The 21,983-nt window shown below is 50.8% G+C and carries 24 protein-coding genes and 2 pseudogenes; 20 read left to right on the top strand and 6 right to left on the bottom strand.

Features of this window, described 5'->3' with window-relative positions:
- Positions 1 to 71: 71 nt before the first annotated feature.
- Positions 72 to 392: a transposase gene (locus tag JUK32_RS04295; protein WP_204137619.1), complete on the bottom strand. Its 321-nt coding sequence runs from the start codon at positions 390 to 392 to the stop codon at positions 72 to 74.
- 268 nt (positions 393 to 660) lie between these two features.
- Between JUK32_RS04295 and JUK32_RS04290 the strand changes: the two genes are divergently transcribed.
- Positions 661 to 3,438, top strand: a complete 2,778-nt coding sequence (locus tag JUK32_RS04290; RefSeq protein WP_204137618.1) for a LuxR C-terminal-related transcriptional regulator — start codon at positions 661 to 663, stop codon at positions 3,436 to 3,438.
- Positions 3,439 to 3,523: 85 nt separating this feature from the next.
- On the opposite strand, the gene JUK32_RS04285 is transcribed toward JUK32_RS04290, so the two are convergent.
- The 4 genes from JUK32_RS04285 to JUK32_RS04270 form a co-directional block, all read right to left on the bottom strand.
- Complete coding sequence (locus JUK32_RS04285; protein WP_204137617.1) at positions 3,524 to 4,789, bottom strand: serine hydrolase; 1,266 nt, start codon at positions 4,787 to 4,789, stop codon at positions 3,524 to 3,526.
- Between the two features lie 108 nt (positions 4,790 to 4,897).
- A complete protein-coding gene (locus tag JUK32_RS04280) occupies positions 4,898 to 5,248 on the bottom strand; it encodes a hypothetical protein (RefSeq protein ID WP_204137616.1) in 351 nt (116 codons plus the stop codon).
- A 125-nt stretch (positions 5,249 to 5,373) separates the two neighbouring features.
- On the bottom strand, positions 5,374 to 6,054 hold the full coding sequence (locus JUK32_RS04275; RefSeq protein ID WP_204137615.1) for a response regulator transcription factor: 681 nt from the start codon (positions 6,052 to 6,054) through the stop codon (positions 5,374 to 5,376).
- Entirely contained in the window at positions 6,051 to 7,223 is a 1,173-nt protein-coding gene (locus JUK32_RS04270; protein ID WP_204137614.1) for a sensor histidine kinase, read from the bottom strand. Before JUK32_RS04270 ends, JUK32_RS04275 begins: the two co-directional genes overlap by 4 nt.
- A 166-nt stretch (positions 7,224 to 7,389) precedes the next feature.
- Between JUK32_RS04270 and JUK32_RS04265 the strand changes: the two genes are divergently transcribed.
- The 7 genes from JUK32_RS04265 to JUK32_RS04235 all read left to right on the top strand — a co-directional run bounded on the left by JUK32_RS04265 (position 7,390) and on the right by JUK32_RS04235 (position 11,583).
- Entirely contained in the window at positions 7,390 to 7,932 is a 543-nt protein-coding gene (locus JUK32_RS04265; RefSeq protein WP_204137613.1) for a hypothetical protein, read from the top strand.
- A 130-nt stretch (positions 7,933 to 8,062) separates the two neighbouring features.
- Complete coding sequence (locus JUK32_RS04260; RefSeq protein ID WP_204137612.1) at positions 8,063 to 8,407, top strand: hypothetical protein; 345 nt, start codon at positions 8,063 to 8,065, stop codon at positions 8,405 to 8,407.
- Complete coding sequence (locus JUK32_RS04255) at positions 8,404 to 8,844, top strand: DUF6326 family protein (protein WP_204137611.1); 441 nt, start codon at positions 8,404 to 8,406, stop codon at positions 8,842 to 8,844. Before JUK32_RS04260 ends, JUK32_RS04255 begins: the two co-directional genes overlap by 4 nt.
- Before the next feature lie 155 nt (positions 8,845 to 8,999).
- Entirely contained in the window at positions 9,000 to 9,815 is an 816-nt protein-coding gene (locus JUK32_RS04250) for a class I SAM-dependent methyltransferase (protein ID WP_204137610.1), read from the top strand.
- A 91-nt stretch (positions 9,816 to 9,906) separates the two neighbouring features.
- Positions 9,907 to 10,437, top strand: coding sequence for a GrpB family protein (locus tag JUK32_RS04245; RefSeq protein ID WP_309224486.1), 531 nt, complete (start codon positions 9,907 to 9,909; stop codon positions 10,435 to 10,437).
- Positions 10,377 to 10,883: a GNAT family N-acetyltransferase gene (locus JUK32_RS04240; RefSeq protein WP_239112315.1), complete on the top strand. Its 507-nt coding sequence runs from the start codon at positions 10,377 to 10,379 to the stop codon at positions 10,881 to 10,883. The genes JUK32_RS04245 and JUK32_RS04240 overlap by 61 nt, the downstream gene beginning before the upstream one ends.
- A gap of 112 nt (positions 10,884 to 10,995) precedes the next feature.
- Positions 10,996 to 11,583 (top strand): glutathione S-transferase family protein, encoded by a 588-nt coding sequence (locus tag JUK32_RS04235; protein WP_204137607.1) that lies wholly within the window; start codon positions 10,996 to 10,998, stop codon positions 11,581 to 11,583.
- A gap of 113 nt (positions 11,584 to 11,696) precedes the next feature.
- Here the strand turns inward: JUK32_RS04235 and JUK32_RS28640 are convergent.
- Positions 11,697 to 11,873: pseudogene (locus JUK32_RS28640) on the bottom strand (helix-turn-helix domain-containing protein); the annotation flags it as partial.
- 306 nt (positions 11,874 to 12,179) lie between these two features.
- Here JUK32_RS28640 and JUK32_RS04225 point away from each other — a divergent pair.
- From JUK32_RS04225 to JUK32_RS04170, 12 genes and pseudogenes are all read left to right on the top strand, one after another.
- Positions 12,180 to 13,868 carry an ATP-dependent endonuclease gene (locus JUK32_RS04225; RefSeq protein WP_204137606.1) on the top strand — a complete coding sequence of 563 codons (1,689 nt, stop codon included), beginning with the start codon at positions 12,180 to 12,182 and terminating at the stop codon, positions 13,866 to 13,868.
- A gap of 3 nt (positions 13,869 to 13,871) precedes the next feature.
- On the top strand, positions 13,872 to 15,671 hold the full coding sequence (locus JUK32_RS04220) for a UvrD-helicase domain-containing protein (RefSeq protein WP_204137605.1): 1,800 nt from the start codon (positions 13,872 to 13,874) through the stop codon (positions 15,669 to 15,671).
- 414 nt (positions 15,672 to 16,085) lie between these two features.
- Entirely contained in the window at positions 16,086 to 16,532 is a 447-nt protein-coding gene (locus JUK32_RS04215; protein ID WP_204137604.1) for a MerR family transcriptional regulator, read from the top strand.
- Positions 16,533 to 16,619: 87 nt separating this feature from the next.
- Positions 16,620 to 17,258, top strand: coding sequence for a Clp protease N-terminal domain-containing protein (locus tag JUK32_RS27900; protein ID WP_204137603.1), 639 nt, complete (start codon positions 16,620 to 16,622; stop codon positions 17,256 to 17,258).
- Between the two features lie 171 nt (positions 17,259 to 17,429).
- A complete protein-coding gene (locus JUK32_RS04205) occupies positions 17,430 to 17,855 on the top strand; it encodes a DUF6326 family protein (RefSeq protein WP_204137602.1) in 426 nt (141 codons plus the stop codon).
- 37 nt (positions 17,856 to 17,892) lie between these two features.
- Positions 17,893 to 18,291, top strand: coding sequence for a GFA family protein (locus tag JUK32_RS04200; RefSeq protein WP_204137601.1), 399 nt, complete (start codon positions 17,893 to 17,895; stop codon positions 18,289 to 18,291).
- 101 nt (positions 18,292 to 18,392) lie between these two features.
- Complete coding sequence (locus JUK32_RS04195) at positions 18,393 to 18,641, top strand: hypothetical protein (RefSeq protein ID WP_204137600.1); 249 nt, start codon at positions 18,393 to 18,395, stop codon at positions 18,639 to 18,641.
- Between the two features lie 277 nt (positions 18,642 to 18,918).
- Positions 18,919 to 19,440 carry an ATP-binding protein gene (locus JUK32_RS04190; protein ID WP_204137599.1) on the top strand — a complete coding sequence of 174 codons (522 nt, stop codon included), beginning with the start codon at positions 18,919 to 18,921 and terminating at the stop codon, positions 19,438 to 19,440.
- 17 nt (positions 19,441 to 19,457) lie between these two features.
- Positions 19,458 to 19,973, top strand: a complete 516-nt coding sequence (locus tag JUK32_RS04185) for an adenylate kinase (RefSeq protein WP_204137598.1) — start codon at positions 19,458 to 19,460, stop codon at positions 19,971 to 19,973.
- A gap of 31 nt (positions 19,974 to 20,004) precedes the next feature.
- Positions 20,005 to 20,627: pseudogene (locus tag JUK32_RS04180) on the top strand (class I SAM-dependent methyltransferase).
- Between the two features lie 6 nt (positions 20,628 to 20,633).
- Positions 20,634 to 21,278 carry a VOC family protein gene (locus JUK32_RS04175; RefSeq protein WP_204137597.1) on the top strand — a complete coding sequence of 215 codons (645 nt, stop codon included), beginning with the start codon at positions 20,634 to 20,636 and terminating at the stop codon, positions 21,276 to 21,278.
- Between the two features lie 127 nt (positions 21,279 to 21,405).
- Positions 21,406 to 21,840: a GNAT family N-acetyltransferase gene (locus JUK32_RS04170; RefSeq protein WP_204137596.1), complete on the top strand. Its 435-nt coding sequence runs from the start codon at positions 21,406 to 21,408 to the stop codon at positions 21,838 to 21,840.
- Positions 21,841 to 21,983 lie beyond the last annotated feature (143 nt).

Genomic DNA, 21,983 nt, shown 5'->3' with positions numbered 1-21,983 from the left:
ATACAGACTCGAACGGCTCACTCCGAGGAGCTGGCACTGCCGCACCAGGCTCAACTGGGGATGCCCTGGCTCTACCAGGGCTTGGCGGCTGGCAGACCCAGTGGTGCTGAGCGCTTGGCTAAAAAATCGCGTTCTACTGTCAACTGCCCAATCTGACGATATAACTCATCAATCTGGGCCTGGGTTGTCGAAGACGGCCCCTGACGCACCGTCTGACCACACTCAAACAGGTCACTGGCCTTTTCCTGCAGTTCCCGCTTCCAGTTGTTGATCATCGTGGGATGAATTTCATACTGACTCGCTAACTCAGCCGTCGTCTTGTGGCCTCGTAGCGCCTCGATCGCCACCTTGGCTTTGAATGGGGGGCTGTAGTGCTTGCGTTTTCTGCTCATGAACTACTCCTATCATTTTTGAGCGGTTTAGAGCTTAGCTATCTGTCCAATTTTTGGGGTCCACTATAGTTTATGCGATCGCGGGGATTGCCTTAAAGATGATCTCTAACGCTCACTTTATGTCCTAGTGCAGCGTCAAGGTTGAAAATTTAGGCTTAGTATTCACGTAGGCTCAGAGTCAACCTACAGGGAGAATTAAGCTGCTTGAAATGACCCCCCAGTGATTCCGGGATTTGCAAGCGGTTTTTAGAAGCTTGATGATAGAGACATGACTGCCTCAGTGAGACCGACTACTTCAAACTTGCTCTTACTAGAGACTAAGCTCTATCGCCCCCAATGGTCTGCTGACTTGGTCTCACGCCCCAGGCTGCTTGATCGCATCACTCCACAGCGCAAGCTCACCCTGATCTCCGCCCCTGCTGGATTTGGCAAAACAACGCTGCTCGCTGAATGGATTGCCGCCGTCCCTCATCGCCCCGTGGCCTGGGTTTCCCTAGATCCCGGTGACAACGACCCAGCGGTTTTTTGGACCTATCTGGTTACGGCTCTGCAAATGATTCAACCGGGTCTGGGGGCGCGATCTCTCCAGTTGCTGCAAACACTGCAACCACCCCCCATTGAGTCGGTCTTGATGACGCTGCTCAATGAAGTGGCTGCTGTTGAAGCAGAATTTGTTCTGATTCTGGATGACTACCATGAGATCGCGACTGCAGCGATTCATGAGGGAATGAGCTTTTTGCTCAGTCATTTGCCGCCCCAAATGCATCTGATCATCGCCAGCCGTGCCGACCCGCCCTTCTCTCTGGCTCGGCTGAGGTCTCACGGAGAATTGACCGAGCTGAGGGTGAAAGACCTGCGGTTTACGCCGGAAGAAGCGGCGGCTTTTCTCAACCAGGTGATGGGGTTGGAGATCTCAGCGGTGGATGTGGGTGCTTTAGAAAAACGCACCGAAGGCTGGATTGCTGGACTACAGCTTGCGGCGCTCTCGATGCAAGGACGGGAAGATCTCCCTGGCTACATCGTGGCCTTCTCTGGCGACGATCGCTACATCGTGGACTATCTGCTGGAAGAAGTGTTGCAGCGACAGAGCGATCGCGTTCGTCACTTTTTGCTGCAAACGGCTATTTTGGAACGTTTAAGTGGTGACCTTTGCGATGCCGTCACTGACCAAGCTGATGGCCAGAAAATGCTGGAAACGCTGGAGCGGGGCAACCTGTTTATCATTCCGCTGGACAACAAGCGCCAGTGGTACCGTTACCATCACCTGTTTGCTGATGTGCTCTTGGCCCATGCCCGCACCGATTGGCCAGACCGCCTGCCCCAACTACATGAACGGGCGAGTAAATGGTACGAGCAGCATGATCTGTGCTCTGAGGCGATTCGCCACGCTCTAGCCGCCCAGGATTTCGTGCGAGCGGCAGATTTGATTGAGCCAGTGTGGCCCATGATGCGTAACCGTCAGCAAGAGGCTACGGTGCGGAGTTGGCTGAAGATGCTGCCTGACTCGTTGATTCGGACTCGACCAATTCTGAGTGTGGCCTATGCGCTGGTGCTGCTGAATGCAGGGCAGCCAGAGGGGATTGAAACGTATTTACAAGATGCCGAACGTGAGTTGGCACAGTTAATGCAGGCCGGGGATCCTGCGGCACAACGGATCGCCGCCAATGAAGTGCAGTATCGGTTTTTACCTGCCTCGATTGCCAATACTCGGGCCTATCGTGCCCAAGCGCTGGGCGATTTTGCCAGCACCATCACCTATGCCCAGCAAGCAATGTCGCGGTTACCTCCCGACGAGGGCTATGAACGGGGCACGACCGCCGCCTTCCTCGGTTTGGCTTACTGGTCAAGTGGCGAAGTCGCCGCCGCGCACCGCTCTTTTGCTGAGGGATTGAGGATTTTTCAAAAGCTGGGCGGTATTCAGCTTGTCGTTTCTGCCAACTCCATCCTCGCGCAAATGGGCCTGGCCCAAGGGTGGCTGCGGCTCACAGTCAACACCTGTGAGCAAATGTTACAGCTAGTGGAGCAACAGAGCGACTCCATACTCCAGGGAACCGCAGAGCAGTATTTAGTCTTAAGCGAGATCTGCTATGAACAGGGAGATTTAGCGGCAGCAAGTCAACTACTGCAGAAAGGTGAGGCGATCCGTGAGCAGATTTCGTTATCAGGGGCCGCGTATATTTGGTGGCTGGTCAAAGCTCAATTGACAGCGGCCCAGGGGAACCTAGACGCAGCGTTTGACCAGTTGCAGGAGTCGGCGCGGCTATATCGGCGATCGCCCGTGCCAAATGTGCGACCGGCTGAAGTATTGAGGGTGCGGTGGTGGTTACAGCAGGGTCGCCTGGCTGAGGCGCTGAACTGGGTACAGGAAAGCGGGCTATCGCTAGATGATGAGCCCAGCTATCTACGGGAATATGAACACCTAACCTTAGTAAGGGTAGCGATCGCTCAGTACCAGCGCAATGGCACAGACGACGAGGTCATGCATCAGGCGATCGGACTCCTGACACGCTTGTTAGCCACCGCCGAAGCTCAGGAACGCACGGGCAGCACTCTCAAAATCCTGGTGGTTCTGGCCTTGGCACACGGGGCTCAAGGGGATGTTGAGTCAGCGATCGCCTCCCTAGAACGGGCTTTAAAGCTGGCTGAAACTGAGGGCTATGTGCGCATCTTTGCAGAACATGGAGCCCCAATGGCGCGACTACTGCGGGAAGCTATGATTCGCGGTATCTCCCCCACCTACACCCAGCTGCTCCTAGCAGCTTCCGAAACCTGGGGGCAACAGCATCAATCCTCCTCACCTCCTTACACCCTCACTCCTTCACTCCTCCACTCCCCATCTTCCCAATCCCTCATCGAACCCCTCAGCCAACGGGAACTGGAGGTACTCCGACTGCTCACCACCGAACTAACTGGCCCCGAAATCGCCCGTGAACTAGTTGTGGCCTTGAGTACCGTACGTACCCACACCAAACGGATTTACAGCAAACTCAATGTCACCAATCGTCGCGCCGCTGTGAAACGAGCCGCAGAGTTAGGGCTGATTTAGTATGAGTTCTCGATAATGCACTGCTATACATCGCCTACCCTGCCATTCCGATTTTCTGAACGCTCTGCTTGCATCATGTGGAGTCTCATTTCGCAGCAAAGTTATAGCGCCTCCAGAGCGCAATCAGGATGATGCCTAACCCGATACCAGCGATCGCTGGCTTTAAACGACTCCCTAATATTCTGAGTCTGGCATTTGCCGTCAGCTGCCCCGTTTCCCAATAAACCCAGTCATCTCCTAATGCGCCAGCTAGGTGTAGATTGCCGGAAATCATCAGCACGATGCCATTGCCTGTTTCAGGATTGATGCGCACGGTGTGCCCTAGCGCCGGTAGGTTGCCACCGTCATGGCCGACGACATATCCATTAGCGCGATTAGGGACGTAAAGCGTATGTCCCAAGCCCCAATCTTGACGGGCTCCCGGCTGAGGGGCCATCATCTCTCGCAGTGTTGCTGCACTTAAAACTGGATTTTGTCGTGTGTAAGCTTGTACAAATTGAGCCATATCGCGAGGGGTAGCGTAAAGGGAAGCCGCCGCCGTCGCTGTATAGTGTCGTGGTGGAGTGGCCTTAAGGTTGGCATCAAAGCTAGTGGCCACCTCTTCAGCCTGGTTGGTATCAACGAGAGTGTGCCAATCAAAGGTGCTGTTGCTCATGCCCAAAGGTTGCAAGACAGAGTCTGCCATGTAGTCTGCAAAAGACCGTTGGGTAACTTCTTCAATCAACAGCTGTAAAACTGTGTAGCCACCCCCAGAATATAGCCAAGTCTGGCCCGGTTCTCGGACCACTCTGACCCCACGCGGTTTACCCGATGCGACGTCTTGAGCTAATGTCAACGAGGCTTCCAGAGTCTGAACCTCTTCGTTGATGGGAAACCCCTGATAGCCGAGGAGATCATCCAGTCCCCCGGTATGACTGAGTAGATGCCTTACGGTGACTCTGCCGCTGTACTCACTTTCTGGAAAACGCCAGCGTTTAAGGTATGGAGCAATGGGGTCATCGAGTTTGAGTCTGCCATCTTCTACCAGCTTCATCACTCCCCATGCGGTGACTAGCTTACTCACTGACGCTAGCTGATAACGAGTCTGCGCCAATTGCACAGGCGCTTCTGTGCTGGCATTGGCAACCCCAAACTGATGAGTCGCCACAATGTCGCCCGCTTTAATCAAAATCAGCGCCGCACTGCCGAATGAGCGATCGCGTTCCTGACTTAGCGTTTGAACCAAATGGGCTTCAATCGCTTGTAAATCTTCACCGGGAGACACAGGTGGACGAGCCAACCAAAACGCTTCCCCTAGAGCCGCAGCGATGACCACGACTGCCCAAATTGTGATGGCACTGAGGGTCGACATTGAGATGAAACGCATATTTTGACGATACCTTTTTGCCGCTATGTGGATGAGAGCAGGTGAGCTACAGCCCTGTTGCTAGTTTGGGCGTGATTGCTGTCTTCGCTGGGGTTAGGGGACTTGATTCATTTGAACACTCATGGATAACCAAGTCGGCGATGGTGTGACCTCGTATTGCAGCGCGAGTAAACCAACTTGCTGAGGTGGCGCATGGGCGATCGCAAAGTCCGTTCGATATTGGGCGATCGCCACGGGTAATGACTGCCTTAAGCTCACCTCAAAGGCTTCGACGTCCGGGGGCGGCGCATGAAAGTCAACGACCTTGCACCCTCCCGACTGGGCTTCCCAAGTCATTCCCGGACAATCCCGCAAGCGCATCTGACTGGCTGGGGCCGGGGGAGCGCTTAGCAGGCCAAAACTGCTCATTCCCAGCGCTAGCGAGATGGATAAGATTCGCATCATTCAAGCTCCTGATCATCATGTGATTCACCATCGATGAGCCCGTCACCCCCAAGGGCTAAGGCTCCACTCACCGATGTGACTGAGTCATCATAGGTAGCGAGCAGGGGGATAGTCCGGGACTGCTGTCATCGATCTCCATGACGTTGGTCATGTCTGGCATCGGCCAGGAAATCGGGAGATGTCAGGTGCTGGTGTGCCCACAGTGCGGCCTGAGTGCGATCGCGCATCCCCAACTGCGAGAGAATGCGGGTCAGGTGGTTTTTGACGGTGCCAATGCTGAGATGCAGCGCCGCCGCCATTTCGCGATTAGTGCAGCCCTGCCGCAGCAGGTGCAGAATGTCGAGTTCGCGATCTGTAAACAGGTGCCGATAATCGACAGCGGGCACGCTCTGGCGGGGTTGAGTAAACACCTTGGGCGCGATGGTCGGCCCGAGGTGACCGTAGCCTTGGTAAACCGTGCGAATGGCTGCTGCCAACTGGGGCGAAGGAGTACTTTTGAGTAAATAGCCCAAGGCCCCCGCCCTGAGAGATGCCTGGATATAGTCATCTTCGTCAAAGGTCGTCAGCACGAGAATACGAATCCAGGGCAACCGTTGATGAATCTGGCGCGTAGCTTCCACGCCATCGATCTGCGGCATGCGCATATCCATCAAGATGACATCGGGCTGATGTTGCTCGGCCAGGGCGATCGCGGCGCGACCATCATTCGCCTCGGCCAGCACCGCCATATCAGGTTCTAGGGCCAGAAGGCGCGCCAGCCCCTGACGAAACAGCGCTTGATCATCAGCCAACATCAGACGAATCATCGGGGAATACAGACCTGAATGAACGTTCCTGCGCCTACCTGGCTCTGCACTTTTAGCTGTCCGCCGAGGAGTTGGGTGCGCTCGTGCATGCCCCGCAGCCCAAACCCTGGCAATACGCTATCTGAGTCAAAGCCAACGCCATCGTCTTGCAGCTCTAGCCAAATGGTTGAACTCGTTGCATACCCCCGCAACTGCACTCGGCTGGCCTGGGCATGTTTTTGAATGTTGGTGAGTCCCTCTTGCACAATGCAATAGAGCTGATGAGCCACAGAGGGCGATAGAGACGGTAGCTGGAGCTGGTCATCAATCCTGAGCATCTGGAGGGTATGAATTTGCTCAACCAGTTCACGGATGGCCTGATTGAGATCAAAGTGACGTTGTCGCATGGTTTGCACCGACAGCCGCACATCTTGCAAACACTGATGGGTAAGCTGTTGTGCGGTAGCTAAAGCCCCCGCCGCCGCGACGGGCTCTTGTTGGGTCAACCGTTGAGTCAGTTCGAGCTGCACACTCAGGGCCGTGAGGGAATGGCCCAAACCATCGTGGATGTCGCGGGCAATGCGGGTGCGTTCCAGGGCGATGGCCTGAGCTTCCACCTGTTGCGAGAGGGCCTCGGCCCGCAGCCGACTCTGGCGTTCGGCCACTATCACCAACCCAAAGCACACAGCAAACAAGCTGATACCCAGGTAATTGACAATGTTGCTGACGAGGATGACTCGAAAGTTGTAGATGGTTTCGACCTGTCCGGCCTGAATCTGGGTGACAATCTCGTCTATCCTCCCCGGAATCCACTGAGCGGTAATGGTAATTTCCCCAATGCCTGCCAGGAGGGTGGCGACGAGGACTTCGCGGCGAGGCAGCAGGAAGCAACTCTTCACCAAAACAAAGTAGAGCAACAGCTCAAACCACAATTCCCACGTGAAGGCCGTAAGAATTAACCCGAGCTGTAAGAAAACGTAGACGCGCCGCTGCCAGAGCGGTTGGGCCAGCGGCAAGTGCAGACTGAATCCCCAAAAAACGATGCCGAACAGATATGCCCACAGTAGGGGCGGTGATTGCGTTTGGAGGTGGGAACTGAGCCAGTTTTGAATCAAACTGGACCCTAAAATGAACCATTCCACCCAGCGGATGGTGCGGCGCAGTTGAGATGAGCAGGCGGATACAGTCATCGCCAAGAACAAGAATTAGGAAGCAGCTATTCGTACCATACTGCGACGGTGGCTGCCGCCGTGATGACTAGAGTCATGGCATTTGGGTGACCTGGGGTAGTCGTGCGATCGCCACGGCCTCTTTAGAGTGATGAGCGTTCACCTAATGGCGATTGAGCTTACTCTGATGAAACGAATGTTTTGGACACCACTACTCCGCTACGGCCTCTGGTTAGGAACTTTGCTGTCGCCTCTCACTGCCCAGGCCACCCCCGCGCCTTTGTTTGATGCCATCCTGCCCGACATCCAGCAGCAGCTACCCGGTGATTTGCAGATGCGGCTACCGAGCTATTTGCCAGCGCTGTCAGAGCCTCTCTATCCTTCGATCGATGTCGGCGACACTGGCCTGATGGTGTATCTGTCGCCGGATCCTGACTGCGATCGCGGCGTGCAACCCGATTGTCTAACGGTGGGAGCTGCCGCCATCATGCATCCGGCAGCCTTTGCCGATTGGCAGCAGCGACATCAAGATGATCTGACCCCAGTCGAGCTGTCTAACAGTATTACGGGGCGCTACCTCACAATTGACTATGGCGAAGGCGAGATTCGCTACGTGGCCTGGCAGCAAGAGCAAACGGGGTATGTGCTGGGGGCGATCGCCGACGGCATCTCACAGGATGAGTTGATGAGGGTGGCGAACTCCATGATTGAGTCAGATCCCCTTGAATAACCGCTGGTGGCCTGTCTTTATTTGACTGGGTTACTCAACATATTCCGCCAGAGCGAGTTAAATCCCCACATTCAATCCCTACATGTGGGGACAACGACTCCCCAGATCCGTTCGTATTTTTGAGTTGTAAATGCCAGTCGTGATTAGCGCAGACGATCGCGCAGCGCAGACAGTTCAGTTCGCAACTTCCATGAACCAACCACACCGTTCAACCGACGATCATCTCTCCCTTGAACAGTACGAAATCTGTGTCAGGGGCCATCTTGATCCTCGTTGGAGCGATTGGTTTGAGGGATTCGCGATCGCCCTCAAAGACAACGGTGAAACGCGGTTGTCTGGCCCGGTTGTTGATCAGGCTGCGCTTTTTGGACTGCTGATGAAAGTACGTGATTTGGGACTACCGCTGATCTCGGTCATACCAATTCAACCTGAACAAACAGAAATTTTAGACAAGCAAATAGGAGAAGGACCATGAATTTGCAGAAGCAACTGCTCATGATAGAAACGAAGGCAAAACTCTCGACGCTGTGGATGTTTTATCTCTTCAACGTCATCTTTCGAGATATCCACGAATTCATTGAACCGGGTTTCATTGAACAGGTGATGACCGGGACCATTGATGGCTTTCAAATTACCGAACCACTGCTACTGTTTGGCGCTTTTGTGGCCGAAGTACCGATCTCGATGGTGCTATTTTCCCGGCTCTTACCCTACAGCCCCAACCGTTGGGCCAACATCATCGCTGCGGTAATTACCCTCGGATTTGAAATCAACAACGGCACCACCGATTTAGACGATACCTTTCACATGGTCATCGAAATGGCTGCCCTGTGCTTTATCATCTGGTCGGCCTGGCGGTGGCGAAACCCATTTCCCAAGCAATCTGCGATCGCTCAAGAGGTGTCGTCATAGCCCTTAGGACGTACCCAGTGAGTTATGGGGTCGTTTTGATCACGCGGCTTTACATAGCGTGATTGCACCACTCCGTGCTCCTAGCGGCTCATAACTTTCTCACAATCAAATCCCCAAAGTACATAGCCCTCTGAAACCAGAGGGTTGATTTCACCATGCGATTAACAACAACAATCCCCTCATTAGTCCCCTGGAGAACCGCTCCCAGTACCGATGCCTTGCGATCGCTCTACGATGCCGCTGCCGCTGACTGGGACAACTATTTAGCCCGTCTGGGACAGCTCCACGATTATCAACGGCTATTCAAACGTCGGGCTGTTCGCAACTGCTTGAGCCATCTTGACCCCACCTCTCAAATTCTCGACTGTGGCGTGGGCACCGGAGCTTTCAGTCTGGGGCTTTTAGACAGTATCGCTCACCCCGTTCAGGTCTCTGGTGTCGATATTTCCACCCCCATGTTGACCCATGCTCGCCAGAATTTGAAACATCGTTGCTCGACGCTCGATTTGCGATGGGGCGATATCCGGCGCTTGCCCTTTGCTGATGATGCTTTCGACGCAGTGATCTTTGCCCATGTGTTGGAGCATCTGGCCGACCCCGTCGCCGCCTTGCGTGAGCTGGTGCGAGTCCTGAAACCGGGTGCCCCGCTGATTGGCTCGGTAACTCGCAAAGGACTGGGGCAAATGCTGATGTCTCTGCGCTGGCACCATCGAGGATATGCCTCTCACCAGTTGGAAGCTTGTCTGCAAGCCGCCGGACTGGAGGCAGTGAGGTCGTTTGACTATGGCACGGGTTGGTCAAAATGGATGTGCATCGCGGCGATCGGAGTTAAACCCAGAAGGGCGATTGCCCAAACGCACCTCGATACTCCTCAGCATTTGGGAGGGTTACTATACTGGATGCGTCTACCTAATCACCCACATCGGAGTATTAGGCTGACGAATTTCCATCTAAACGCTCATTTCCGGTAATGAGACTGAAGGATTTCCACCTAATTACCCATATAGGAAAGTTATGTGGAATGCGTCAGTCCAGTAAATAGTTAGCGCAACAAAGATATCGATGTCCATGTCAGCCGTTATAGAGATCGTTGAATACAATCCTCTCTGGCCTGCGATGTTTCAATCGGAGAAATCATTTCTCGAGAGTATTGCAAGAAAGTGGATCTATGGACAGATAGAACATGTGGGCAGTACTTCTGTGCCTGGATTGGCAGCGAAACCCGTGATAGATATTATGTTCGGAGTTGAGTCGCTAGGCTCTTCTAGAGAGGCAATTGAGGTTCTACAGCATGGCGGGTATTGCTACGCACCGTACAAAACTGACGTTATGCACTGGTTTTGTAAACCATCAGAGCATTATCGTACGCATCATTTACATCTGATCCCTTTCAATAGTCCGCTATGGCATGAGCGAATTAATTTTCGCAACATGCTTCGGTCAAACAATGAATTGGCCTCTGATTATGCATCACTAAAACGCGGACTAGCGCTTCGATACCCTGAGAATCGTGAGGCTTACACTAATCAAAAATGGCCATTCATTCAAAAAGCGCTCAAGCAATTGAGGGCAGAATCACGTTCACGCGGCTGACTAAGATTCCCCCAGCCGCAATCATTAACCTAATGAATGACCCTGCAGTCCGACGGCACTTACCACTGGCTCAGAATGAGTTTGGAGAGGTTGAGTGCGATCGCTTTGTCGCGACTAAGGAAAGAATGTGGGAGGAGAGAGGGTTTGGACCTTGGGCCTTCGTGCTGGATGACGAGTTTATCGGTTGGGGTGGCCTGCAGCGGGAAGGAGACGATGTAGACGTGGGGCTCATCCTCAGTCAAAAGTACTGGGGAGCAGGTCTGGCTCTCTACCGGAGAATTCTGGCATACGCATTTGAAGAACTCTGCGTTGACTCCGTTACTGCTCTGCTTCCTCCAAGCAGGACAAGGGTTTCAGCACTGCGGCGGCTGGGCTTCCGCAAAGATGGTGAGATTGAGATACAAGACCAGCGCTTCATCCGCTACCGGCTCATTCGCAGCCGCTGACGAACCTGAACTCAGGGTGAAGGGCCGTTTTCGATCTATGGCTGCGATCGCAAATTCCTCACTCTAGGCGCACAAATTGAACGACTTGAAGATGCACCAGGAGACACTGGCAATGAAGCACTATTATCACCCGATGAGTCGAGGCGTGACGACCGACTGGATGCTCACAGAGCTGGAAGCGCCCCATGAGAAGATCATCATCGACTTTTTCGCGGGCGAGAATAACACGCCGGAATATCGCGCCATCAACCCCATGGGCAAGGTGCCAGCACTTGAGGACGATGGCCGGATCGTGACTGAGGCGGCAGCGATCTGCGCGTACTTGGCTGACAAGTACCTTGACCAGGGGTTTGCCCCGGCGGTGAGTTCCCCTGATCGGGCGCGTTATTACCGCTACCTTTTCTTCCCTGGAACAACCCTTGAACCGATGTTCTCGATCTCTCAGCTTGGGATTACCAATTTCAACCCTCAGTCCGTCGGTTGGGGAGATATGGACCGCTGCATGGCTACGGTGGAGTCGATGACCCCAAAATCTGGTTGGGTCATGGGTGAGCAATTTACCGCCGCCGATGTCGTATTTGGTGGCACTTTGGATTTCGCCATGAAGTTTGGCTGGTTGAAGGACGCGTCACCGACCGTCGCGGCATACGTGGAGCGCATTCGGGCGAGACCCGCGTACCAACAGACACATCCCCAATAGTGATGTCAGCAAGCGATCGCCTGTCGAAGCCTCTCGGCGCTTAATCAAGCTCGGTGGCCGCACAGCGAGTGGTCAGAGAAAAATACGTGAGAAAGAGGATTTTTCTGTTGGGGACGGTAGGCTTTCGGCCTCATCCCCGTCAGGTGCCGAAATTTTCGACTCAAATGCCTTTGGCTGTTGAATCCGCAAGCTAAGGCAATTTCCACAATGGGTTTATCGGTTCGTTTCAACAATTGCTTGGCCCGCTCTACCCGTTGTTGCAGCAGATATTGGGAAGGTGATCGGCTCAGCAATCGGCCTAAATTTGATCTTTTGCCCCCAACTGTCACACAACTGGAATACTGATTCCACCATTAACGGAAATGTCTGAAACCCTTGTAAACATGTGAGAGTAGTTGCGTTCTTGCGCAGCCACTCAATCAACCGAAATAACCATAGTGGGTTTGGGCATGCTAATGCTAAAGCTATATGCAATGCTTGACAACCAAGTCTGTTCCTGCCAATTGAATAAGATTGTCATCACATTATTAATAGCAATATCGAGTACGGCATTAAGTATTTACGCTTCGCTCAAATAGTAATCTTGTGTAGCCAGTATGAGACTTCAAAAGCTCCACATTCAAAACTTTCGGAAAATAGATGACTTAACTATAAATTTCCCAAATGGACTATGTGTCATTGTGGGAGAAAATAATGCAGGCAAGACTGCCATTATTGACGCCTTACGTTTGATGTTGCTGCCTAGTCGAGATTTTGATACGCTCAGAATCACCCCGGATGATTTTAAATATAATTCAGGCTTTCTCGATATTGAGATTTCTTGTATTTTTTCCAACCTTACAGATCAAGATGAAGTTCATTTTCAAGAATGCTTGAGAAATATTGGAGGTGAACACTTCGAAGTCCAGTTAAATACCAGAGTCTCTTTTGATGAATACAGTGGCAGAGTCAATGTAAAAATGTGGGCAGGTGAGACAGAGGGTGGAAACCTCCCTAGTAACTTTTATAATCGTATCGCTTCAATATATCTCCAACCACTTAGAGATCCCGAAAAGGGTTTACGACCTAGCCAAAATTCACAAATATCTCGACTCATATCCCATCTTTCAGACACGCAAGAGAAGCGAGAAGAATTCGAAGGCATCGTACAAGATGCAAATAATAGAGTAAAGGCACTCGAATCTGTTATAAATGCCCAAACAGACATAAATGAGCAAATAAATTCCATAGCTGGCGATGAATTAAATCAGCAGACTGAGTTGATTTTCAGCGATCCATCTTTTCGCCGAATCATCGCTGGACTGAAGCCAGAAATCGATGGGCTCCCTTATGAGCTTAATGGCCTCGGCTACAACAATTTGGTTTTTACTGCTGCCACTTTAGGAACATTAAGAAGTAGCCCTCAGTTTTCATTTAGATCTATCTTGGTTGAGGAACCAGAAGCTCACTTACATCCCCAGCTTCAAGTTTTACTCCTGAAGCACTTTGAAAATGTTGCGAGACCTGGAACAGAGAATGAGGTGCAAGTTATTGCAAGTAGCCATTCTCCAATATTAGTGAGTCAGGCTCCAATAGATTCAATCGTATCTGTCCATGAGTATCATGGACAAGTACATGCTACTTCCATATTTTCAATTGACATAGATGCTAAAATCAAACGAAAGCTTCAAAGATATCTCGATGCGACTCGTGGAGAATTATTTTTCTCACGACGTCTTCTTATGGTTGAAGGTATTGCTGAGGTGCTACTAATTCCAGTTTTAGCAAAACTAGCAGGTGGCAGCTTAAAAGAATCATCTGTGACACTGTTGAATGCAAACGGCATTAATTTCAATGCATTTTTACCGTTATTTGGTGAGAGTCGCCTTAAATTCCCCGTTGTAATTTTAACTGATGGAGATGCAAAAGAGATAGGCGGAGATATGTCTCAAACAGCTTCCAATTTAAAGGCAAGAGAAGAAGAGATTCCAAATTTATGCGTAAAACTCTCTGAGATTACTTTTGAACATGAGTTAGCTCGTTCGCCAGAGCTTTTACCTATTATGCTTAACGCATTTGAAAATTTACATCCAACACTAGGCAAGGAACTTAAAATTGAGATAGCCACTCTAGATAACAATGAAGAAAAAGCAATTTACTTCTTTAATAAATTTATTGAAAAAGGAGTATCAAAAGGCGAGTTTGCACAAGAACTAGCATGGTTGATTGACGAATCTGGCCATTTAACAATTAATTCAGTTCCAACTTATATTCAGGAAGCAATTCACTTCTTAGGAGTGATTTAATCAATGTCTGAAAGTGAAATGGAAGCCTTGAAGAGACATATATTAAGTCACGATCCTACAGGTCAGCAAATTGATGCTATATTTTCGGAAAATCTTGAATTCCTTCTAAGAGCTGCTCCTGGAAGTGGGAAAACATGGACTTCCTGCAGACGATTTATCTGGCGTGGAGCAAACTGGCATTACAAGGTAGGTGGCTTAGCCCTACTCTCTTTTACCAACATAGCTATTCGGGAGTTTCAGGAGTCAGCCATTAGATTAGGAAAGCAAGAATTATTGTCAGATCCTAATTATGTAGGCACATTTGACTCTTTTGTTGAGCGCTTCATCTTGACACCATATGGCCATACAATCAAGAATACTCCTAGAAGTCCTAAGCTGTTCATTTCCCCTCGACTTGGAGATAGATCTAATGAATCTTTCATCATCTCTTTGCCTTCTAAGAACGGCCGGAGGCAAAACATCTTCGCATGGGAAATTGTTCCATGTCGAAATGAAAAAGAAGTAGAGTTTAGAGATAAAAGGCGAAACCTAATCCCTAAAGATTATGCATTGAGAGTGCTTGATGCATTCATGTCGCGTGGATTTTATACTCATGAACAACGTTGTTTTTGGGCATGTGTTCTATTATCAAAAAACCATCGGATTACTGAAGTCATCTCTAGAAGATTTCCGGAAATCATTATTGACGAAGCGCAAGACTCAAATCCTTGGCTAATAGTTCTTTTGAATTTTTTGCGAAATCAAGGTAGTAAGATAACGTTGATTGGCGACCCTGATCAGTGCATTTATGAATTTAACTATGCTAGTTCAACTTCTTTGCAGTCTTTAAAAGAGAAGTGGAATCTAGATGAGAAACCTCTTAGCCAATCTTTCAGATTCAATAACGCGATTGCCCAGTCAGTCAAAAGGATTGGTCTGAATCCTGAACTTAGTGGATACGGTGAAAGTGAGAATCCACATTTTCGCCCTTATATTATTCGAGATGAGCCAGGTTCATTTGCAGCGAGTATTGCTACTTTCAGTCAGTTGCTAGATTGTATGAAGATCGAGAGGACTTCTAGTGCCATTCTTTGCAGAGGACGCAAGCAACTCAATGCAATAAGAGGACAAGTTGCTTATACAAACCTTAAAGGGGTTAGCAAAGACTTGGCAAAAGCTTCATTTCTTCGTGACTGCCACAATGATTTTCCTGGAGCTGCAAAGATTGTTACAGCTGTATTAAAGGACTTGTCCGAGGATCATTGCTTTTGGGAAGACTTTGATGAGAATCAAGATTCAGATGAATACTTTGAATTTAAATTTGAGATTTGGGATTTTGTGAAGTCAGCTGAAAAGCTTCCTTCCTCACAAGTTTTCGCAGATGAATGGTTAAGTCAAATCAGGAGGACCTTGCCATTATTAGTCAGGCGTCTTGGTCTCTCAGATATACCCAATCTCAATAGAAAGCTAACTATGAGAGGATTAGCTGAAGACCGCAAGAAAGCGCCATTGTTCATTCCCGAGCAGTCATTTCCAAATATTCGCCATGAAACTATACATGGTGTAAAAGGTGAGAGCATTGATGCGGTATTGCTGCTAGGCGATGCTGGGAAGTTTTGGACTCCTGTAGTAAAAGCAATTCAGAGTGGGGAAAACTCGGAAGTGAGGCGACTTGCATATGTGGCAATGACACGTGCACGGCATTTACTTGTTTTAGGACTTCCTTCTTCCCACTACGAAACCTACTCGAATATCTGGAAAGAGTGGGGCTTTGAAGAGCTTGATTTAGGCAAAAAGTTTGGAGCTGTAAATGCGAATCCTTGAATACACAAGCTAGTCTGGCAGAACTGGCCGATCGCTTCGCTTCACTAGGAGCTGGTAAACCTTCTCTGTCTGCTCTCGACTAATCTACTGCTGATAAGTACGGGTATGAACATCTACTCTATGCCCCATTTGGCGGGCCGATAGCTCGACTGGCCACCCAGAGAGTAAGAGTTCTTACGGCCCAGGCGTGGCGCAAATCATAGGGCACAAAGGAGCGTTTTGGTGAAAGGTAGTTGGTGACTGACAGGCCATTTTTGAGTTAGATCGGTCAAGGTTCACATTTGGGAGCTGGCGATCATACAATTGCCAGCGATCTCGGCAAAAATCTCGGCCAATGGCTTGAGTCTCACGCTACGTCACCCCTTAGCCTCTAGTCATCAACCGTACACGTTTGGATAGGAGCGGAAGGGCGTTATGGCTAACCTGCTGCAAATTGGGGAATTGGCCAAACAGACCGGGCTGTCAATCCGCACCTTGCGGTACTACGACGAGATTGGTCTGCTGGTGCCCTCCCACCGCACCGAGGCCGAGTATCGCCTCTACAGCGAAGCGGACATTGCTCGACTCCAGCAAATCTTGTCGCTGCGCCAGTTGGGCTTTGCCCTCAAAGAAATCCGCGAGTGCCTGGAAAATCCTGAATTTTCCTTGCCGCAGGTGATTGATCTGCATCTAGCGCGCCTGCAAGAGCAGATGGCGGTCTCGCGATCGCTCTTCACCCAACTCAGCCAACTGGCTCAACAGCTCCAAACCTCCCAGTTCGTTGCGGTTGAAGACCTGATGACCACAATGGAGACGATCACCATGACCCAGCAATATTTGACCCAAGCACAGCACGATTTACTCGAAGCTCGGCTCCAGTAGGGAGAGGCCGAATGGCAGCAGTTTCTGACCCAAGCGCGATCGCCTCTCGCCGAGGGGCGCGACCTCAACGATCCGGAGGTCCAGCAAATGGCATGGCAGTGGCGAACCAGCATTCTCGGGTTTGTTGGTGGCGACCTCCAGCTCTACGAAGCCCTGACCCAGCTATACCAACAAGAAGGTGCTGAGGCGGCGAGCTGGGGCACGTTGGATGGCCCGACTCTGGAATACATTCTCAAAGCGGTGGCGATGCTATCGATGCGGGAAGAGTTAGTCGGTTTTGCGCTGGGTCGCTTAGCGCCAGAAACCCATGCGGTGCTCACCCAAGGCCAGTCAGCCATGCGAAAAAAATTGCAGATCAACGACTTTATGGGTACGGAAGGTCTGCTGCTGGGGCTGCTCGCAGTGGAAACGAGTGTGGCCGCCCAGGCTCTGGGGGAACAAGGCGTGGATTTTGCCACCGCAGCAACCCTACTTCGCGACTGGTTAGCCGACTGCGCTACGGCACCTGCCGAAATCCCGGCCCAAATGCCGTTTACCCCCCGCGCCCATCGCGTATTGGAGCTGGCCGCTCAGCAAGCGCAACAGCAGGGTGACGACCAGATTACCCCGGAACATTTGCTGCTCGGCATTTTGCAAGAAGGCGAAACGGGGGGCGGTATGGCAAAGCGCGTTTTGCAGGCGTGTGGGGTCGACTGCGATCGCCTGAATCAACGAGTCAAGTCCTAAACGTGGAAATCTTGCCGATGGTCGCTTATCTGGGCTGTCGGTCTTACGTTAATTGGGTAGCCATTTGTAGGCCATATCCCTATATCCCCATATTCAATCCCCACATCTGGGGACTACGGCTCCCCACATCTGTTTGTAACTTTGATCCAACATCCAAGCAGGAGACTGATCATGAATTTGCAGAAACGGATGCTGATCCTGGAAACAAAAGCCAGGCTATCCGCCCTGTGGGTATTTTTCTTGTTCAACATGATCTTTCGGGATCTGCATGAACTGGCTAAGCCGGAATATCTGGAAGAGTTGCTCAATGGACAAGTCTCGGAGCTAATGCTGCTATTAGCGGGTTTCATCATCGAGATACCGATCGCGATGGTGCTGCTCTCTCTACTACTGCCCTATGGTGTCAATCGCTGGGCCAACATCATTGCTGCCGTGATTCTCATTTTACTTGCGATCGCCTATGGTACAAATGACCTAGATGACGCTTTTTTCCTGATCATGGAGATTGCCGCGCTGTCATTCACAATCTGGTCGGCATGGCGGTGGCGCAACCCGCTTCTCCAGCACCCGGCAATTTCTCGGGAAGTTTCGTCATGACTGCAGTTGTAATCAATGCAAAAGAGGAGAAATTACCGTGATTAAAGGCAGCTGTTGTTGCGGGACGGTTCAATTTGAGTTGAGTGAAGTACCCAGTATGATGGGCACCTGCCACTGTAGCCGATGCCGCAAAGTGGGCGCTAGCACTCTCGTATTCGTTAAATCCGAAACGTTTCAGATCACTCAAGGACGCGATCAAATCGCCACCTACCCTGCAGAACATCCCTATAAGTACGATCGCTGTTTCTGTTCGGTCTGCGGCTCTGCCCTGGGAGAGGTGCTATCTGAAGATGATTCATTTCCCCTAGCGGCCAACTGTATTGACAGTGATATTGGTCTAGAAAATAGCTTTCATGAGTTTGTTTCGGAAAAACCGAACTGGCTCAAAATAGGCGACACTGCCCAGCAATTTGATCAGCATCCGATCAAGTCATAGGTGCAATGAGGTAAAGGTAATTAAAAAAGGTAGGGATGAGCTTGTATTTTTGGGGCCAAAGAAGATGACCACCTAAATTAGCCTTTAGGAAGGAGGAATAAATGCTTGATTCGATCACACAAGAAATGGAAATTCAGCGCCCCATTGATCAAGCATTTGAATTATTCACTAATGGTTTTGGAAAGTGGTGGCCGCGTGAGTATTCGTGGTCCCAAGCCGGTATGGAATCGATTGGGATCGAGCTCAAAGTAGGCGGCCGATGCACTGAAATTGGCCCTGAGGGTTTTCAGTTCGATTGGGGTAGAGTCCTGGAATGGAGTCCGCCTGAGCGATTGACGATTACTTGGTAAATTGGCCCAAATCGAGTTCCCCAGCCCAATCCAGAGAACGCCAGCACTATTGATATTGTCTTCAAAGCCGTATCAGATTCAGTGACCGAGGTGTTATTTGAGCACAGAGATATTCATAAGCATGGTGAGGGCGCACAGGCTTACAGAGATGCCCTCAATTCTGAATATGGTTGGCCCTTGATTTTGCGCAGGTATGTGGATAGCGCCAACACCTAAAAGCCATTTGGCGGACGATATCGTATAACCCGTATATTGACTTCAATCAAGGGAGTTTTTCGTGAAAGTAATCTTAGTCTGTGGCCCGGTCGGAGTAGGAAAAACCACTTACTCCATTGCCTTGGCAAAAGAAATTGATGCCATCCGATTTTCCATTGATCCGTGGATGCAGACCCTGTTTGCCAAAGACATGCAGTCCCTCGACTATGCCTGGATTTTAGAACGAGTCGATCGCTGTCATCAGCAAATTTGGGAGGTGGCTGAGCAGATTCTGCAACTCAATGGCAATGTCATTCTCGATCTGGGTTTCACCACCCAAAAACACCGCGATCGCTTTAAAGAGCTGAGTAAAGCAGTCGGTGTGGATGCGGAAATACATTACCTACAAGCTGCGATCGCGGTTCGCCAACAGCGGGTAAAACAGCGAAATGCCGATAAAAATCCGTCCCTATATTCCTTTGAAATCACTGATTTTATGTTCGATTTCATGGAAGGGAAATTTGAGCCGCCCACTGACTCTGAGCTGATCAATGGCCGCACCCTCATTCTCGATGACGTTGACCTGACGACTCATGCCAACTAACGGAAAGGAGGAAACCCATGAAAAAAGTTGCTGTGTTTGGCAATGCTGGTGGGGGGAAGTCTACCCTCAGCCGACAATTGGCGGAGTTGACGGGGCTACCCTGGGTGCCGCTTGATTCCCTCCAGTACCAGCCTGGTGGCAGCAAAGTGCCCCACGCCGAATTCAAAGCGGCTCATGACGCGCTGTTGAAGCAGGAACAATGGGTCGTGGATGGCTTCGGCTCTATGGATACGCTGTGGAAGCGCCTGGATGCCGCCGATACTCTGGTGTATCTCGATATGCCCGTATGGCGGCACTACTGGTGGGCCACGAAACGATTCCTGAAAGGGCTATGGGTGCCACCTGCGGGTTGGCCGGAGGGCAGTTCGCTATGGCAGGGCACGCGACTTTCTTACACCACTATCTGGCTGTGCCATACCAAACTGACGCCCAAGTATCGGGAGTACGTGGAGCAAGCGAAGGCGACAAAGCAGATCTATCACTTGCGATCGCTCAAAGACATCGCCCAGTTCTACCAAGCCATAACCGCATAAACCCAAGTTACGTAATCTAGAAGGTGAACCTATGACGACATCAACCAAATTTTGGGACAAAATCGCCGAGAAATATTCCCAGCAGCCCATCGCTGATGAAGCCGCCTACCAGAAGAAACTCGCCGTCACCCGCGACTATTTTCGTCCCGATATGGAAGTGCTGGAAATTGGTTGCGGGACCGGGTCAACGGCCATCCTCCATGCGCCCTATGTGAAGCACATTCGCGCCATTGATTTTTCTGACAACATGATTGCGATCGCCCAGGGCAAAGCCGAGGCAGAGCGCATTGATAACGTCACCTTCGAGCCAGCCACCATTGAAGATCTTGATATTCCCGATCAGAGTCTGGATGCGGTGCTGGGGCTCAGCATTTTGCATTTGCTGAAGAACAAGGCGGCGGCGATCGCCCAGGTCTACCAGATGCTCAAACCCGGAGGCATCTTCGTCACCAGTACGACCTGCCTGCGAGACACCATGGGCTGGTTTAAGCTAATTGCACCCATTGGCCGATTCCTCGGATTTTTTCCCTTCGTCGCCGTCTTCACCACCCAAGACCTGCAAACTAGCCTGACTGATGCTGGGTTGCACTCGATTACCAATGGCAACCGGACCAAGGGAAGGCCGTATTCATAGTGGCTAAAAAGCCTGAATAAACAATCATGACGCTGAAGCTGGATCACGTTTTTATCTTGGTAGAGCCTGGTGCTCAGGTCGTCGATCGCCTGCTGGAACTTGGCTTTCAAGAAGGACCGAGAAATACCCATCCAGGTCAAGGTACTGCTAACCGACGAATTTACTTCGCCAACGGCATGCTGGAGTTTATCTGGGTGCAGGATGCCGATGAAGCCAGAAATGGGCCGGGTCGCAGCCTGTACTTTGCTGAGCGCGCTGAAGATCCTACCGCCTCCCCGTTTGGCGCTATTTTTGTCCCCAGCGATGACAATGTCAGTCCCGACATGCCCTTCCCCGGCTGGCATTATCAACCAGACTATTTTCCACCACCGAAGGGGTTTCATGTCGGTGCTAACTCTAAGAACTTGATGGAACCGCTCTGCTTCTATTTCCCGTTTCATAATCCAGGAGTGCCTCGCCCTCAGCCCACCCGCAATCCTCAGACGATGAGCGAAATCGGGATTTCGACCCCATCGACAGATACCGAAGGCGTCTTGGCACTGGCTTCTCAAGCGGAAGGTCTCTTGATGCGATCGCGCCAAGAACATCTCATGGAGATTACATTGGATGATCATAAATCCGGGCGCGCGGAAGACTATCGCCCGGCCATGCCGCTAATTCTGCGTTGGTAGACAGAGGGCGATCTCATGTAACGCTCTCTATTCAATTAGGTCGAGCGGCAACTCAGCAAAAGAAAAGCCGTATTCATGGCATTTAAAGGACCTGCATAAACCCGGCTAGCCAACTTACGGTTTCAACATGGACTACACAATTTCAACCGATAAAGCCAAGCTTGATATCCCGCTCATTCACGACTTTCTCTCAAACCACTCCTACTGGGCCAAGGGCCGCAGTTTGGCAGCGGTCAAAACCTCCATCGAAAATACCCACTGCTTCGGCCTTTATGATTGTGGCGATCGCCTGATCGGCTTTACTCGCGTCCTGACAGATGGTGTCGCCTTTGCCTACCTGATGGATGTCTTCATTCTGGAATCTTATCGCGGTCGGGGTTTAGGCCAGTATCTGCTCGACTACGTTTTGCACCACTCAGGCATTCAGGCCAAAGTATGGATGTTGGGCACTGCCGATGCCCATAGTTTGTATGAAAAATTCGGTTTCCAATCCTTAGAAACCGGGACAAGATACATGATCCGCAGAGAAGCAAGGCTTCCATCAAATTTTCAAACATCATAGTAAAAAATCACTTTGCACATCACTATAAACAGGTGCTTTAGCGGGAGAACTTTAATGATTACTGGAGAGTATTAAATGTCAAGTACATAGGCGTGTCGCGACAACTACATAGGCGGATGAGTCGTCGGCAAAGCGCGATCGGC

The organism is Halomicronema sp. CCY15110 (assembly GCF_016888165.1).
In the GTDB taxonomy this organism is placed as follows: Bacteria; Cyanobacteriota; Cyanobacteriia; order Phormidesmidales; family Phormidesmidaceae; genus Halomicronema.
The sequence above is the reverse complement of the archived record's forward strand: the minus strand, read 5'-3'. Positions and strand labels throughout refer to the sequence as shown.